Origin of the sequence: Allorhizobium sp. NPDC080224 (genome assembly GCF_050281005.1) — a bacterium.
Classification (GTDB): Bacteria; Pseudomonadota; Alphaproteobacteria; order Rhizobiales; family Rhizobiaceae; genus Allorhizobium.
Map to the genome: position 1 here is coordinate 846,767 of NZ_JBNNWJ010000001.1, position 15,033 is coordinate 861,799.

The window sequence follows — 15,033 nt, forward strand, 5'->3', positions numbered from 1 at the left end:
CAGTCGCTTTCAGGCCCGTTTTGCAGCCTTTTCTAGGTTTGGCGCGGGCATTTGTGTCAGCTTCGGGAATTCCAGGAACAGTGACTTGAGTTCCGGCTCCTCGACGCGGGTGGCTGCTTCCGCGCAGCTGACCCATTCGAGACGACGAACGCCTTTCTCGGGAAACTCCTTGACGAAGCCTTTCACGTCGAGCGCATGGACCTGAACGCGGGTCGGGACTTTGTGCCCGCCACGCATCTTCTTCATGTAGGTGTAGTATCCGACTGGCTCGATACCCGCCTTGCCCTTGATGCCGGCCTCTTCAAAGGCCTCCCGCTCGGCGATGGCATGGGGCTGCTTGCCCGGCATGTGCCAGCCCTTCGGAATGACCCAGCGCCCGGTATCCCGGCTTGTGATCAGCAAAACCTCGAGCTCACCGGTCTTCTTGCGCGTCCGGTGACAGATCGCAGCAAATTGCTGCCGCGGCGGACGCTGCAGCATGAGCCTGAGGTCTGATGTGATACGGCCAATGATACCCAATGAACTTGCACCTCGATTCGTCTATCAGAATACGCCAAAATACCGCGCTTTCGCGGCCAATCTTGTGCGGATGATACGCTTTTCACACGATGGTTATCGCTGCCTATCAGGTGTAGGCGCCATGTGTTCAATTCAATGCGACATTCGGTACTCGAAAGTCGCATTTGCCGACATCTAGTTGTCTTTCGGCGTCGTAAACACGCCGAATTCCTTCAGCCCGTCGATGACGCCTCGGGCAGCAGTCCCTTGAGTGGCAATCATGCCGGGCCTTGCCTGCGCGAGGCTGACGAGTTCGGGAAGCGCATTGCCGGGCATGATGCCGCGCACGCCGTCGAGCTCGAACATCGCCCTGTCATTGCCGGTATCGCCTGCAACCACCACCTCGTCCAGGCCGATCTCAAGCTCGCCGCAGAGCCATGCGAGCGCCTTTCCCTTGTCGGCGACATCAGGCAGAACGTCGAGATCGCGGGCGCTGGAATAGACGACCCGTGTCCGATGGCCCGAACTGGCGAGCATCTGCTCCAGTTCCAGAATGTCGTCCGCCGTCGCATCATGCAGATACCAGCTCGACTTATAGTCATGCTGATACTGTGCCGGTTGCCGGGTCAGCCGCTCCATCATCACGAGCTCCGCCTCGATAAGGTCGACATCAAAGCCGTCGGCGATCAGCGCGGTGTACTGATCGGACATATGGGGATGATCATAAGAATGCATCATGGTGCCGACGCCGCCGATCAGAAAGTCGGCTTGCGGCAAACCCTGTTCCCACGTGAATTCCATGATGTCTTCGATCAGGCGGCCACTGTTGTAGACCAACAGCGGTCGCTCGCCGTCCGGCAAGGACCGCCACAGCTGCGCAAACTCGACCGACGCATCGCGGTCCCCCGCGAGCGTCCCGTCGAGATCGGACGAAAAGAGCCGGATCGGTTTCAATCCCCGTCGTTCCATGGTTCTGCCCAGTCGCTTTCTTCAAGAGCTTGCGCCACCGGACGGCCTTCCACAAGAGCCACGAGTTGCTGAGCGATCCCGGTCCAGGTGAAAAGACTGCGCGCCTTGTGCGCGCCCATGCGCGACAATCGCCCGTAAAGCCTCGGATGCTTGAAGGGCTTCATCATGGTGATGCCGAGATCGTATTTGTCGAAGGGATCCGCAAATAGGGCATGGCGACCATAGCTGACGGCGCGGAACAGGCCACCGTGAATGGTGACGATCGTTGGCGTGCCGCTGGCCATCGCCTCGATCGCGGTCATGCCGAAGGGCTCGTAGCGACTGGAGAGCACGAAGAGATCGGCGGCCCGGTACATGTCGGGCAGGTCGTCATCGGGAATGAAGCCAGAGAATTCGACCTTGTCTGAGATGCCGAGATCGGCCACCTGCTGCTTGAGTTGGGCAAGGATAGTCTCTTCCTGCGCATCGAGGCTTTCACCACCAAGCGCCAGCCGCAACCGCGCTTCCGGCACCCGCTCCGCCATGACGGCAAAACCGTCGATCAGGAGGTCGTAGCCCTTGTTGGTCGCAAGCCGGCCGAGCGCCAGAACCGTTTTGCCTTCGAACCCAAAGCGCTGGCGCACCATCTGCCGCGAGGATTCCGACACCGGGTAGAAGCGATTGTCGTCATAGCCCGGCGGGATCATGTGCACGTGATTGCGTGCCAGTCCGTAATCCTCGGTCAGCATGTCCAGCTGGATGGGGGTCGTGGCGATCACCAGCTGGCAGCTGCGATAGACGATCAGCTCGTGCTGAATGCGTTCCTTGAAGTTGAATTCTTCTTCGAACCGGTCGGCGCGTTCCGGATAGTCGGTCTCCATCTGACGCTTCTTCCACATGCCGAGCGAATGCGGCGTGTGGATATGCGGCACACGCAGCGCTTCGGACAGGCGCTGCCCGGCAACGCCTGCATCCCAGTAGTGACTATTGATGAAGAGATAGGTCAGCCCCTCGCGCTTGATCCAGCGCAGCGCCTTCTCGTTCCATTCGGTCAGATGCCGGTGCAGATATTCCTTGGGAATGAAGTCAGGCCCGCCACAGGGAATCCGCACGACGCGCACATTATCGTCCACCGCGTCGATCTCCGGCTGGTCTTCGAAGCGGCGGGTAAAGATATCGACCTTGTGGCCGAGCTGGGCGAGTTTCTTTGCAAGTTCGAGAACATAGACCACCTGGCCACCGGTATCGGCGGCTCCGAGTGGCGGCTGGGCTGCGACATAGCCATGCGTTGAGACGAGCGCGATGCGCGGCGTCTCATGCGGATCCGTTTGAAGTGCCATAATCCCCACCTTCTGAAAATTTCGTTCTTAAGAAGCGGGAATGATAACGCGTTGTGGCAGGAATTGTTTCATTTTTTGGATGAAATTTTCGCGATGGCCCGGAACTTTTGCGTCCGGGCACTTTCGCAAGCGCTCACGCCGGCGTCCCGACGATGATGATATGGAGTGCCCGCGGACCGTGGGCACCCAGGAGCAGCGTCTGTTCAATGTCGGCGGAACGGGACGGGCCGGTGATCATGTTGACCGTCCGCGGCATGGTCTCTTCGTCAGCCTTTCGCAGATTGGCCCAGACGCTTTCCATGTCTCCGACAATCGCGGCGGCCTCGACGACGACGATGTGATGGTCGGGCAGGAAGTTGAGCGTCACCGGGTTGTCGGGTCCTGAGAGAACGCAAAGCGTCCCTGTCTCGGCGATCCCGCCAAAGGCGTGGCTCACTGCGACCAGATCATTGCCGTCGGATGCGCTGTGACGGATATCCAGAGCGCCAGCACTATGCCACGGGAGTGATGTCAGGCGCGCATCCGCGCCGATCCGTATTGCAGCGGGCAGGTTGCGCTGCTTCAGATACTCGGCAACAGACTGCGGCAGCGCCTCGAGGGTGGAAAGACGCTCCGTCGTCGCGTTGTATTTCTCGGCCATCGCGATGAAGAGAGCCAGACGCTCTGCAGGCGGCAGCTGGCCCCTTTTCGGAATGATCCCTGGTGGGCGCTCGGCAAGCCGTTTTGCCACGACGGCAGCGCGCTCCGTATCGCCAGCGTCAACCTTCAGCGAGGTGCGGATGCGGGAAAGAATGGCTTGGCGGCTGTCCATCGGTCAGGCTCCCTGCTTCTGGCGTGCGGCCCATTGCTGGGCAAAGGTCTGCCCCTCTGGCGCCGGCAGATCGCGGATATCGGTCCAGCCCGAGGCAAAGGGCAGGGACGCGATCCGTCCACGACTACCGCCGATGAGGTTCAGCATTCGCGCGCCGATCGAGGTCGCCATGCGGTAGAGCTTCGGTCGCTTGGCAAAGAAGGCCCAGACACCGAGCCCGTAGCGCGCCGTCGCCGGATTGAGATGCTTCTCGAACTCGCGCTCGCGCCAATGCCGCATCATTTTCGGCAGCGGGATATGCATGGGACAGACACTCTCGCAGCGCCCGCAAAAGGTCGAGGCATTCGGCAGATGGCCTGAAATGTCGACGCCAAAGAGAGACGGTGTGAGGACAGCGCCCATCGGCCCCGGATAGACCGAGCCATAAGCATGGCCACCGACAGCATGATAGACGGGACAGTGGTTCATGCAGGCGCCGCAGCGGATGCAGCGCAGCATGTCCTGGAACTCGCTGCCGAGCATGGCGGTACGGCCGTTGTCGAGCAGGATGACGTGATATTCCTCCGGCCCATCAGGGTCTTCAGCCCGGCGCGGCCCTGTCGAGAAGGTTGTATAGACGGAGATGTCCTGGCCGGTCGCCGAGCGGGCGAGCAGCCTGAGGATCTGTGAGCAGTCTTCGAGCGTCGGCACCAGCTTTTCGATCGAGGCGACGACGATATGCACCTTCGGCAGCGATTGCGTCAGGTCGCCATTCCCCTCGTTGGTGACGATCACGGAGGTGCCGGTCTCGGCGATCAAGAAGTTGGCGCCGGTGATCCCCACATCCGCCTGGAAATAGCGCTTGCGTAGCACCTGGCGGGCTTCCGACAGCAGCGTCTCCGGCGCCGTCAGGTCGCGCTTCGGGTCCAGATGCGTATGCACCCGGCGGAAGTCCTCCTCCACCTGTTCCTTGTTGAGATGCACCGCCGGCGCGATGATATGGCTCGGATGCTCGCCGCGAAGCTGGATGATGTATTCGCCGAGATCGGTCTCGACCGGCTCGATCGCATGCTCGAAGAGGAAGTCGTTGAGATTGATCTCCTCGGTGATCATCGACTTGCCCTTGGTCACGGTCTTTGCCCCGACCCGCTGGCAGATGTCGAGCACCAGCCGGCGCGCATCCTCGGCGCTCTCGGCCCAATGCACATGCCCGCCTGATGCCGTCACCTTGCGCTCATAGGCTTCGAGATAGAGATCGAGGTGGGCAAGCGTGTGGTTCTTGATCTCCCGGCCCTTGTCGCGCAGGGCGTCAAACTCTGGAAGGGCGGCGGCGGCCGCGGCACGCTTGGCGATGAAACCCTTTTCGACATTGGTGAGCGCCTTCTGCAACTGGCCATCGGCCAGCGCTCGGGCTGCATTGTCCTTGAACTGCGGGGCGGTGAATTGCATGCCTTCCTCCTCCCTCGTGTCGTCTATTTGCCGCTGCCGGCAATCGGCCGGCTGTCGGTCATCCCGGCCAGCACTTCCGCGACGTGCCGAACCTCGATGGTCGAGCCCTCGCGCTTCAGCTTGCCGGCCATGTTCATCAGGCAGCCCATGTCGCCGGCGAGCAGCAGTTCGGCGCCGGTCTCTGAAATCATCGCCGTTTTCTTCGAAACGATCTTGCCGGAAATATCGGGATATTTGACGCAGAAGGTGCCGCCGAAACCGCAGCAGACATCCGGTCCGGCCATCTCCTTGAGCTCCAGCCCCTCGACGCTCGACAGAAGCGCGCGCGGTTGCTTCGAAATGCCAAGCTCCCTGAGGCCAGAACAGCTGTCGTGATAGGTGACGGTTCTGTCGAGCCGGACCTCGACTTCGGTCATCCCTCTGACGTCGGTGAGAAAGGAAACGAGCTCGAACACCTTGTCCGAGAAGCGCCGACAGCGCTCTTCCCAGAGCGAGTCACCCTTGAAGAGCTCCGGATAATGCATCTTCAGCATGGCCCCGCAGGACCCGGAGGGGGCAACGACATAGTCGAAGCCTTCGAATTGCTCGATCACCTGCTTTGCCAGATCACGCGTATCCTTGGTGTCGCCGGAATTATAGGCCGGCTGGCCGCAACAGGTCTGGGCGATCGGCACATGCACATCGCAGCCGGCGTCTTCAATCAGCTTGGCCGCCGAAAAGCCGACGCTCGGCCGGAAGAGGTCGACAAGACAGGTGGCGAAGAGGCCGACCTTCGGCCGGGTTTGGACTTGGCTCACGCTTTTGTCTCCGTCTTCGAGTGGCTGGCTGCACGGCCCGTGCGACCGCCGTCGCGGCGGATCAGCCTGAGTTTTGCGACGCGACCCCATTCGCCGGCGCGCGCACTTTCATCGGCCGCACGCATGACGAAATCGATATGCGCCTGGGCTGCGGCCTTGGCCGCTTCCGGATCGCCGGTGAGGATCGCGTCATGGATCGCCACGTGCTGGTCCAGAAGCTGTTCGCGCGCATTGGGCAGCGAGAAGACAGCCTTACGATTGAAGAAGATGCCCTCAGACAAAAGCCGGTAGCAGGCCCGCATGGTGTGCAGGAGGATGATGTTGTGTGCCGCCTCACCGACGGCATTGTGGAATTCGACGTCGGCCGCGAGCTCGTCTTCCGGCTCCTGTGTCCCATGGGCGTTCCGCATGTCCTCGATGATCCGGGACAAGAGTGCCTTGTCGGTGTCCGTCGCGCGTTGCGCCGCAAGCTCCGCCGTGAGGCCTTCTAGTTCGCGGCGATATTCGAGATAATCGCGTGTGGCGCGAGCATGGCGGGAGATGAGGTCGGTGATCGGCTTTGAAAACACCTGTCCGATGATATCGGCGACGAAGGTGCCGCCGCCATGAAGGCTGATCAGCAGCCCCCGGGTCTCCAGCTCCTTCAGCGCATCGCGCAGGATCGGCCGCGATACTTCCAGCGACTGCGCCAGTTCCCGCTCGCCCGGCAGCCTGTCGCCATCCCGCAGCACACCGTCGAGGATCAACAGCTCGATCTGCTGCACCACCTCGTCGGCGGTGCGGCTGTGGCTCACGCCGGAAAACAGTGTCTGGTCGCTCTCGGTCATCACCCTCTCCAATGCCGTTTCATAGCAAGCGAAACGACAAGTGGTCAACTTTCTTGTCCAGTCGATGCGTGAGCACTTTGTCGAATGCGGGTCTGTGACGTTTGCACCTTTGCGCGGAGACGAGCGCACTGCTAGCTTGAGGAACGGGCAAGGGAGACGGTCGGCGTGGCAAAGGGTGATTTTGCATTTCCAATGGCGCCGGAGCGGGCGCTGGCGCTCGGAGAAATCCATGCGCGACCCTACGCGCTGGTCAAATCCGGCCGCGTGATCTTTCAGCTTGCCTTCATGATGGATGGCGGTTCGGCCGTGCATCACGCGGCCATTTCAGAACTGTCCCGCGCCCGCGGCGTCGCCCCGCCGGAGAAAAACGGACGCTATCATTCGCTCGCCTGGGGGCAGGGCACCTTGCGCTGGGAACGCCATACCGAGTTTTCGACCTGGTTCTGGGACGGGCCGCTGCCGGAAAGCTTCGGTGGCGACGTGCCGATCCATCCCTTCGGCGACGGCTTCATCGCGCCTGGTCCGCTGATCTCGGGCATCCGCCTCGAACTTCGCCCTGATGGTTCCGAAATCGCCGAAGCCCGCGCCGCCTTCGATCCCGCAAGCCTCTGCTATAGCGAGTTGAAGAACGGCCAGGCCGCCGTGCTCACCGACTTCCGCCAGGATGGCCATGGCCTCACCCAGATCCTCGTCATTGACAGAGGCATGACGGAAGCCGGCCGCGGCGCCGTGGTCCAGCGCCTGCTCGACATCGAAACCTACCGTACCATGGCCATGCTCGGCCTGCCGCTCGCCCAAACACTGTCGCCGGAGATCCGTCGCATCGAGGACGGGTTGACTGCTGTTACCCAGCGGATGAAGGCCCATGCCCGCGACGAATCCGACGAGATGCTCTCCGAGCTCACACGCCTTGCCGCCGAACTCGAAGCCAATGCCGCCTTGAGCCTCTACCGTTTCGGCGCAAGTCGCGCCTATGACGGCATCGTGCGCGAGCGCATCAAGACGCTGGATGAAACGCCGGTGCCCGGTCACGAGACGCTGGGCTCCTTCCTCGAACGGCGGCTGGCGCCCGCCATGCGCACCTGCCAGTCCGTCGAGGAGCGCCAGGCCAACCTGTCGCGAAAACTTTCCCGTGCGACTGCGCTCGTTCGCTCCTGGATCGATGTCGAGCTGGAGCGTCAGAACTCCGACCTGCTGACCGCCATGAACAGCCGTGCCGAAATGCAGCTTCGCCTGCAGCAGACGGTCGAAGGCCTCTCGGTCGCCGCTATCTCCTATTATGTCGTCGGTCTCGTCGGTTACGCCGCCAAGGCGATCCCGCACGACCTCCTGCCCTTCGACACGGCCATCATCACCGGCATTTCGGTGCCGCTCTCCGTGCTTGGCGTCTGGTGGGTTGTTCGACGGATCCGCAGAAGCCACGAACGGCAGGGCTGATCAGGTCTTGCTGACGCGCCCTGCGGATCGATATAAGATCGCACACAGTGGCGGGTAACAGGCAGTATGGCGAAGCAGACCAAGGCGAAACTCGACAAGAAGGGGCTGTCAGGCCTTGGGCTCGAGAAACTGGTCGATATACTTCTGGAGGAGGCTGCCGCCAACAAGGCGTTGAAGGCAAGACTGCAAACGGCGCTCGCCGGCGAGACAGGTCCGGACGAGATGGCGCGACTGATCGACAAGCGCCTCGACGCGATCGACCAGGCAACGACGCGCATCAACCGGGCCCGCGCCCGTGATCTCGCCGGTGAATTCGCAGCGCTTGCCCGCAATATCCTCTCCGAACTCGGCGCTGCCGATCCCCAGGCCGCCGCCGAGCGAATCCTGCGTTTCCTCGGCCTGCGCTTCCCGGTTTCAGCCCGCATGGCGACCGACAATGCCCGCCTCTGGAAGGTCTTCGAGGATACGGAGCTCGTGGCTCTCGAACTGATCAAGACGGTTGATGCCGAAGAGCAGCCGCTTCTGGTGCCACATCTGGAACGCTTGCGGTTGCGGGATCGCTACGGCGAGCACACCGGTTTCCTTCGCGCGCTGACCGGCGTAGTCTCAGGCCCGGCCGCCAAGGCATGGCGAACGGTTCTGGCCGAAGTTCTGCCCTCCGAGCCCCTGAAGCTCGGCGCGCTCGACCTTCTCCAGTCGCTCGCTTTGCACCAGGGCGACATCGACGACTTCCTGAAGCTCGAACGACAAAAGCCCGACAACCGGCGCGATACGCTGGCTGTCGCCGACATGTTGCATCAGGCTGGCCGCCATGAAGATGCGCTGGAATGGGTCCGCGAGCGCCCGCGCGGCGTCCGCCTGATCCCGGTCAATGGCGTGCTCGCCTCCGTCGGTCCTGATTATGGCGCCCATGAACGCCGCCTTCTGGAAGCCGAGATCCTCGACAAGCTGAAGCGCCGCGAAGACGCGCAGGAACTGCGCTGGCGCGAGTTTTCTGAAACTCTCGATCCATCCGTCCTCAAGCTCTACCTGTCGAAGCTCGACGACTTCGCCGAATTCGACGAGCTCGACCGTGCCTTGGCGCTGGCGAAAGAGCATGAGGACATCTATCTAGCACTGGATTTCTTCCTCGCCTGGCCGCGCCTTGATCTCGCCGCAGCCCACGTCCTACGCCACAGCCATGACTGGGAAGGCCGCCACTACGACGACCTCGCCCCGGCCGCCGAAGCGCTCGCAGCGAAAGAGCCACTGGCCGCCGTCGTACTTTACCGTGTGCTGGTCGAGGATATCCTGCGGCGCGGCATCGGCATGGCCTATCCGCATGCCGGGCGTTACGTCGGTGAACTCGCGCGCCTCATGCCGAACCTGCCCGAAGGTCACGGTCTAACGACCCATGCCGCCTTCCTCGCAGAACTCAGGCGCATTCACTCGAAGAAGTATGGTTTCTGGAGCTCGGTACCGGGCGGGCTTTCCGGGCAGCCCTAACGTTCCCAATAAGGCACCGGCCCATAAAGCTCCGCCAGATAATCGATGAACAGCCGTACTTTCGCGGGCAAAAACTGGCGGCTCGGATAGACGGCCGACAGAGCCACATTGCGCGAGCTTTCATATTGCGGCAGCACCTGTACCAGCTTGCCACTCTTCAGTTCCGCGCCCACATCCCAGGTGGAGCGAAGCGCGATCCCGAGGCCCGCGATCACGGCTTCACGGATCACTTCGCTGGAATTGGTGATCAGCATCCCCTCGGGGCGCAGGGTGATCGGACCGGTCGGACCTTCCAGGCGCCAGGATTCATGGTTATGCGCTGGCAGGCAGCGATGCTTTTTCAGGTCGTCGAGTGTTTCAGGCGTTCCGTGTTCGGCAACATAGCTTGGTGCTGCGCAAAGCACGCGGCGTACGGGCGCAAGCCGCCGAGCGACCAGCGAGGAATCGTTCAGCTCCGCAATACGGATCGCGAGATCGAAGCCACCGCCGACGATGTCGGTGAATTCGTCCGACAGCACCAGATGTATCGCCAGATCCGGATGCGCCTCCATGAAGGGTTTCAGGTACGGCGCGACATGCATGCGACCGAAGGAGGTCGACGCCGAGATCTTCAGCGTGCCGTTGACCTCCGAAGAACGTCCTGACGCGAAAGCCTCCGCCTCTTCCAGCCCGCCCAGCACCGTCAGCACCCGCTCGTGAAATCCCTGGCCGGCTTCCGTCAGCGAGATCTGCCGCGTCGTGCGTTGCAGCAGCCGCGTGCCGAGCTTGTCCTCCAGCCGCTTGATGCGCTTGGAGACGACAGCAGGTGACAGCCCGAGGTCGCGCGCCGCCGTAGACATGCTGCCCGCCGCGATCACCCGGACGAAGACTTCGAGATCACCGAGATTGGTCATGAGTGGATCTTACTTTTTCCGATTTGGTCATAAGTGCATAGCATTTGCCCTGCGAAAGTCCTAGTGGTAAGAAAAATAGACCAGTTGAGCGGCGCGGCCCATCCGGCTAGGATCGGGGGCACATGGGGAGGAAACCGTCATGAGCGAGGCCATCGCCTTTTTGTCGCCGAGACCGGAGGTGCTTTCGCGCCGCGCCGAGATCCTTGCCGATCTGAAGGAACTGGTGCCGCCAGGCCGCCTTGTCGAGGAGCGAAACGCGCTCGTCCCCTTCGAGACGGACGGCTTCATCGCCTATCGCCGCCGTCCGCTAGCCGTCGTCCTGCCTGAGACGACAGCCCAGGTCGCGGCCGTTATGAAATACTGCCACCGCTATGGCATCCCTGTCGTCCCGCGCGGCGCCGGCACATCGTTGTCGGGCGGCGCAATCCCGCAGGAGGACGCCGTGGTCCTCGGCCTGTCCGCCATGACGCGCATCCTTGACATCGATTATCAGAACCGCACGGCTACCGTGCAGGCCGGCGTCACCAATCTTGCCATCTCCGATGCGGTCAACGCCGACGGCTATTTCTACGCCCCCGATCCGAGCTCTCAGCTCGCCTGCACGATCGGCGGTAATATCGCCATGAATTCCGGCGGCGCCCACTGCCTGAAATACGGTGTCACCACCAACAACCTCCTTGGGGTCAAGATGGTCCTCGTCGATGGCACGGTGGTCGATCTCGGCGGCAAGCATCTCGATGCCGAAGGTTATGACCTGCTCGGCCTCGTCTGCGGCTCGGAGGGCCAGCTCGGCGTGGTCACCGAAGCGACCGTTCGTCTGCTCGCCAAGCCCGAAGGCGCACGCCCCGTGCTCTTCGGCTTCGACAGCGCGGAAGCAGCCGGCTCCTGCGTTGCCGACGTCATTGGCGCCGGCATCATTCCGGTCGCCATCGAGTTCATGGACAAGCCCGCGATCGAGATCTGCGAGGCCTTCGCCAAGGCCGGCTATCCGCTCGATGTCGAGGCTCTGCTGATCGTCGAGGTCGAGGGCTCCGAAGCCGAGATGGAGGCAATGCTCGCCGCGATCGTCGAGATCGCCAAGCGCCATGGCGTGAAGACGGTGCGCGAAAGCCAGTCGGCGACGGAAGCGGCCCTCATCTGGAAAGGCCGTAAATCTGCCTTCGGTGCCACCGGCCGCATCGCCGACTATATCTGCATGGACGGAACCGTGCCGCTCAGCCAGCTCGCTTACGTGTTGCGCAAGACCTCCGAGATCATCGACCGCTACGGGTTGCGTGTCGCCAACGTCTTCCATGCTGGTGACGGCAACATGCACCCGCTGATCCTCTACAACATCAACGACCCGGAAGATGCCGCGAAAGCCGAAGCCGCCGGCATGGAGATCCTCAAGCTCTGCGTCGATGCGGGGGGATGCCTGACCGGCGAACATGGAGTGGGTATCGAGAAACGCGACCTGATGCTGCACCAGTTCACCCAGGTCGACCTCGACCAGCAGATGGCCGTGCGCTCGGCTTTCGATGCGGACTGGATTCTCAACCCCTCGAAAGTCTTTCCGTTGGAGGGGAGGGGATGATGGCAAGCATGCTGACGCCCTCGACCGAAACCGAAGCCGCCGAGATCATCCGCGATCACGCCGACCGCAAAACCCCGCTTCACATCCGCGGCGGCGGCACCCGTGCGGGCTTCGGCAATTCCGTCACCGCGGAAACCACTCTGTCGTCGGCCGGTCTCACCGGCATCGTCGAATACAACCCCGCCGAAATGGTCATCACAGCCCGTGCCGGCACGCCCGTTGCTGAGATCGAGGCGGCCCTTGCAGCGAACGGCCAAGGCATGGCCTTCGAACCCATGGACCATCGCGGCGCCATGGGGACTTCAGGCACGCCCACGATCGGTGGCCTCTTTGCCGTCAACAGCTCCGGTCCCCGTCGTTTCACGGCAGGTGCGGCCCGTGACCACCTGCTCGGTGTCCGCTTCGTCAACGGGGCAGGTGAGATCGTGAAGGCCGGTGGTAAGGTGATGAAGAACGTCACCGGCCTCGATCTCGTGAAGCTGCTCGCCGGATCCCACGGCACGCTCGGGTTCCTCACCGAAGTCACCTTCAAAGTTCTGCCGGTGCCGAAGACGGCGACCACCATTGTCGTCTCGGGCCTGGAAGACGAGCAGGCGATGAAGCTCCTCGCTGCAGCCCTGTCGCTCTCCGTCGAAGTCTCCGGTGCAGCCCACCTACCGGAAAGTGTCCGCGGTCGTTTCATCGGCGGCAAGCTTCCCGAGGGCGCGGCCACGGTCATGCGCCTCGAAGGCCTCGCAGCCTCTGTTGCTGTCCGTGCTGAAAAACTGATGGCCGCCATGGCAGGCTTGGGCCCTGTCAGCCGTCTCGACGCTGGCGAGACGAAATCGCTCTGGGCCGAAATCCGCGATGTCCTGCCCTATGCCGATGGCACGGCCCGGCCGCTCTGGCGCCTGTCCATGGCCCCGTCGCAGGCCTGGAAGCTCGTCGCCGGTTTGCGGCTGCGCGCCGGTATCGATGCCTATTACGACTGGCAGGGCGGTCTCGTCTGGATGCGCATGGAGGCCGATCCGGAGGCCGAGGTCTTGCGCCAAGGCATCCGCACCCTTGGCGGCGGTCACGCGACGCTTGCCAGGGCCGCACCGCTGGTGCGCGCCGAACTCGCTGCCTTTGAACCGCAATCGCCGGCCGTCGCTTTGCTTTCAGACCGAGTCAGGGCAAAACTCGATCCACACCGGATCTTCAATCCCGGTCTGATGATGCAAGGAGTTTTGCCATGACTGATCCACAATACCAACCGCCCGCGACCTCGGGAGGCGAGGGCTGGTTCTCGCCTGGCCGCCTGAACGTGCAGGTTGTCTATGTCCTATACCTCGTCAGCTTTGTCATCGGCCTGACCGGCATTGTCGGGCTGATCATGGCCTATGTGAACCGCGGCAAGGGTGCGCCCTGGCTCGACACTCATTACACCTATGCAATCCGGACCGTATGGCTCACTTTGTTATATCTGCTTTTATCCGCGTTTATCCTAGTGCGGCTTTTTGTGGTGGTGGCAATCGCCTTTGGATTTTTGGCCATGGTTTTGTTTGTCGTCCGTTGCGTCATCGGCCTGCAAAAGGCCTCGGCCGGCGAGCCGATCGCCCGTCCCACCAGCTGGTGGATTTGAATTTAAGCCATGGGCGCGGCCATGCCGGCCGCTCCGGGGGAGGAACAGCGTGCAGACCAATTTCACCGCCGAGCAGCTCGCCGATCCGCATGTCGCGGAAGCCGAGAGCATTCTGCGCAAATGCGTGCATTGCGGCTTCTGTACCGCCACCTGTCCGACCTATGTGACGCTTGGCAACGAGCTCGACAGCCCGCGCGGCCGCATCTACCTGATCAAGGACATGCTGGAAAACGGCCGTCCGGCGGATGACCAGATCGTCACCCATATTGACCGCTGCCTCTCCTGTCTCGCCTGTACGACGACCTGTCCCTCAGGCGTCGACTACATGCATCTGGTCGATCATGCCCGCATCCATATCGAAAAGACCTATCGCCGCCCGCTGATGAACCGGCTGACCCGCAACATGCTGGCGATGGTCCTGCCTTATCCGGGCCGCTTCCGTTTGGCGCTCAGACTCGCCGCTCTCGGTCGCCCCTTCGCCGGCCTTTTCGATCAGGTGAAGTCACTCAAGCCCATGGCCGCCATGTTGAGGCTCGCGCCTTCCAAGGTCGCTCCACCCTCGGACTTCGCCAAGCCCGCCATCCATGCGGCCTCAGCCACCCGTCGTGGGCGTGTGGCGATCCTCACCGGCTGCGCCCAGCCCGTTCTTGATCCCGGCATCAACGAAGCGGCGATCTCGCTGCTGACCCGCCTCGGTGTCGAAGTTATCGTACCCCGGGGCGAGGGCTGCTGTGGCGCGCTCGTCCACCATATGGGTCGCGAAGAACAGGCGCTCGACAGCGCTCGCCGCAATGTCGATGTCTGGACCCGTGCGATTGAAGCGGGTGGTCTCGACGCGATCATTGTCACGACGTCGGGCTGCGGCACGACGATCAAGGACTATGGCCACATGCTGCGCCTCGATCCGGCCTATGCTGAAAAGGCAGCGCGCGTTTCGGCACTCGCCAAGGACGTCACCGAGTATCTCTCCACTCTCGATCTGCCGATCGCGGAGACGAAGGGGCTGACGGTTGCCTATCATTCCGCCTGTTCGCTGCAGCACGGTCAGAAGGTGACGATGGCACCAAAACTCCTTCTGAAATCGGCCGGCTTCACCGTCAAGGACCCGCCGGAAGGCCATCTCTGCTGCGGTTCAGCCGGCACCTACAACATCATGCAGCCGGAGATTTCCGCCAAGCTGAAGGCCCGCAAGGTGAAGAACATCGAGTCGACGAAACCTGACATCATCTCTGCCGGCAACATCGGCTGCATGACCCAGATCGGCTCGGCGACGGGCATTCCCGTTGTCCATACGGTCGAGTTGCTGAACTGGGCCTATGGCGGTCCGCGTCCGAAAGCGCTCGATCGCCGCGCGGCGGTTTGAGCGAATTGTTAAGCGATAGCTGTAATGATT

Annotated in this window: 14 protein-coding genes; 6 read left to right on the forward strand and 8 right to left on the reverse strand. The window is 62.3% G+C overall.

All coding sequences use genetic code 11. The annotated features are described in order from the left end of the window. Nucleotides 1–9: 9 nt before the first annotated feature. The 7 genes from ACQKP1_RS04055 to ACQKP1_RS04085 form a co-directional block, all read right to left on the reverse strand. The gene (locus ACQKP1_RS04055) at nucleotides 10–519 is read right to left on the reverse strand and encodes an NUDIX hydrolase (protein ID WP_427274282.1); all 510 of its coding nucleotides are present in this window, start codon (nucleotides 517–519) and stop codon (nucleotides 10–12) included. Nucleotides 520–693: 174 nt separating this feature from the next. Beyond that, a complete protein-coding gene (locus tag ACQKP1_RS04060; RefSeq protein WP_427274283.1) occupies nucleotides 694–1,452 on the reverse strand; it encodes an HAD-IIB family hydrolase in 759 nt (252 codons plus the stop codon). Next, nucleotides 1,449–2,786 (reverse strand): glycosyltransferase family 4 protein, encoded by a 1,338-nt coding sequence (locus ACQKP1_RS04065; protein WP_427274284.1) that lies wholly within the window; start codon nucleotides 2,784–2,786, stop codon nucleotides 1,449–1,451. Before ACQKP1_RS04065 ends, ACQKP1_RS04060 begins: the two co-directional genes overlap by 4 nt. Nucleotides 2,787–2,919: 133 nt before the next feature. Continuing rightward, complete coding sequence (locus ACQKP1_RS04070) at nucleotides 2,920–3,597, reverse strand: LutC/YkgG family protein (RefSeq protein WP_427274285.1); 678 nt, start codon at nucleotides 3,595–3,597, stop codon at nucleotides 2,920–2,922. A 3-nt stretch (nucleotides 3,598–3,600) separates the two neighbouring features. Further along, the gene (locus ACQKP1_RS04075; protein ID WP_427274286.1) at nucleotides 3,601–5,025 is read right to left on the reverse strand and encodes a LutB/LldF family L-lactate oxidation iron-sulfur protein; all 1,425 of its coding nucleotides are present in this window, start codon (nucleotides 5,023–5,025) and stop codon (nucleotides 3,601–3,603) included. 23 nt (nucleotides 5,026–5,048) lie between these two features. Continuing rightward, nucleotides 5,049–5,822: a (Fe-S)-binding protein gene (locus ACQKP1_RS04080; RefSeq protein ID WP_427274287.1), complete on the reverse strand. Its 774-nt coding sequence runs from the start codon at nucleotides 5,820–5,822 to the stop codon at nucleotides 5,049–5,051. After that, nucleotides 5,819–6,649 carry a FadR/GntR family transcriptional regulator gene (locus ACQKP1_RS04085; protein WP_427274288.1) on the reverse strand — a complete coding sequence of 277 codons (831 nt, stop codon included), beginning with the start codon at nucleotides 6,647–6,649 and terminating at the stop codon, nucleotides 5,819–5,821. The genes ACQKP1_RS04080 and ACQKP1_RS04085 overlap by 4 nt, the downstream gene beginning before the upstream one ends. A gap of 165 nt (nucleotides 6,650–6,814) precedes the next feature. Here ACQKP1_RS04085 and ACQKP1_RS04090 point away from each other — a divergent pair, with 165 nt between their 5' ends. Both ACQKP1_RS04090 and ACQKP1_RS04095 read left to right on the forward strand, forming a co-directional pair. Further along, nucleotides 6,815–8,086 (forward strand): DUF3422 family protein, encoded by a 1,272-nt coding sequence (locus tag ACQKP1_RS04090; protein ID WP_427274289.1) that lies wholly within the window; start codon nucleotides 6,815–6,817, stop codon nucleotides 8,084–8,086. Between the two features lie 66 nt (nucleotides 8,087–8,152). Next, nucleotides 8,153–9,571: a DUF6880 family protein gene (locus ACQKP1_RS04095; protein WP_427274290.1), complete on the forward strand. Its 1,419-nt coding sequence runs from the start codon at nucleotides 8,153–8,155 to the stop codon at nucleotides 9,569–9,571. On the opposite strand, the gene ACQKP1_RS04100 is transcribed toward ACQKP1_RS04095, so the two are convergent. Beyond that, nucleotides 9,568–10,464 carry a LysR family transcriptional regulator gene (locus ACQKP1_RS04100; protein WP_427274291.1) on the reverse strand — a complete coding sequence of 299 codons (897 nt, stop codon included), beginning with the start codon at nucleotides 10,462–10,464 and terminating at the stop codon, nucleotides 9,568–9,570. The genes ACQKP1_RS04095 and ACQKP1_RS04100 overlap by 4 nt on opposite strands. A 139-nt stretch (nucleotides 10,465–10,603) precedes the next feature. On the opposite strand from ACQKP1_RS04100, the gene ACQKP1_RS04105 reads away from it, so the two are divergent. The 4 genes from ACQKP1_RS04105 to glcF are packed head-to-tail and all read left to right on the forward strand — an operon-like array spanning nucleotide 10,604 to nucleotide 15,003. Then, entirely contained in the window at nucleotides 10,604–12,037 is a 1,434-nt protein-coding gene (locus ACQKP1_RS04105; RefSeq protein ID WP_427274292.1) for an FAD-linked oxidase C-terminal domain-containing protein, read from the forward strand. Between the two features lie 8 nt (nucleotides 12,038–12,045). Next, nucleotides 12,046–13,254 (forward strand): FAD-binding protein, encoded by a 1,209-nt coding sequence (locus ACQKP1_RS04110; protein WP_427276394.1) that lies wholly within the window; start codon nucleotides 12,046–12,048, stop codon nucleotides 13,252–13,254. Next, nucleotides 13,251–13,640: a DUF4870 family protein gene (locus ACQKP1_RS04115; RefSeq protein ID WP_427274293.1), complete on the forward strand. Its 390-nt coding sequence runs from the start codon at nucleotides 13,251–13,253 to the stop codon at nucleotides 13,638–13,640. The genes ACQKP1_RS04110 and ACQKP1_RS04115 overlap by 4 nt, the downstream gene beginning before the upstream one ends. A 49-nt stretch (nucleotides 13,641–13,689) precedes the next feature. Next, nucleotides 13,690–15,003, forward strand: coding sequence for a glycolate oxidase subunit GlcF (gene glcF / locus ACQKP1_RS04120; RefSeq protein WP_427274294.1), 1,314 nt, complete (start codon nucleotides 13,690–13,692; stop codon nucleotides 15,001–15,003). Nucleotides 15,004–15,033 lie beyond the last annotated feature (30 nt).

Coding starts and splice junctions, on each gene's coding strand:
- ACQKP1_RS04115 (WP_427274293.1), top strand. CDS start 13,251: ATGACTGATCCACAATACCAACCGCCCGCGACCTCGGGAGGCGAGGGC.
- ACQKP1_RS04110 (WP_427276394.1), top strand. CDS start 12,046: ATGCTGACGCCCTCGACCGAAACCGAAGCCGCCGAGATCATCCGCGAT.
- ACQKP1_RS04075 (WP_427274286.1), bottom strand. CDS start 5,025: ATGCAATTCACCGCCCCGCAGTTCAAGGACAATGCAGCCCGAGCGCTG.
- ACQKP1_RS04085 (WP_427274288.1), bottom strand. CDS start 6,649: ATGACCGAGAGCGACCAGACACTGTTTTCCGGCGTGAGCCACAGCCGC.
- ACQKP1_RS04100 (WP_427274291.1), bottom strand. CDS start 10,464: ATGACCAATCTCGGTGATCTCGAAGTCTTCGTCCGGGTGATCGCGGCG.
- ACQKP1_RS04070 (WP_427274285.1), bottom strand. CDS start 3,597: ATGGACAGCCGCCAAGCCATTCTTTCCCGCATCCGCACCTCGCTGAAG.
- ACQKP1_RS04105 (WP_427274292.1), top strand. CDS start 10,604: ATGAGCGAGGCCATCGCCTTTTTGTCGCCGAGACCGGAGGTGCTTTCG.
- ACQKP1_RS04095 (WP_427274290.1), top strand. CDS start 8,153: ATGGCGAAGCAGACCAAGGCGAAACTCGACAAGAAGGGGCTGTCAGGC.
- ACQKP1_RS04065 (WP_427274284.1), bottom strand. CDS start 2,786: ATGGCACTTCAAACGGATCCGCATGAGACGCCGCGCATCGCGCTCGTC.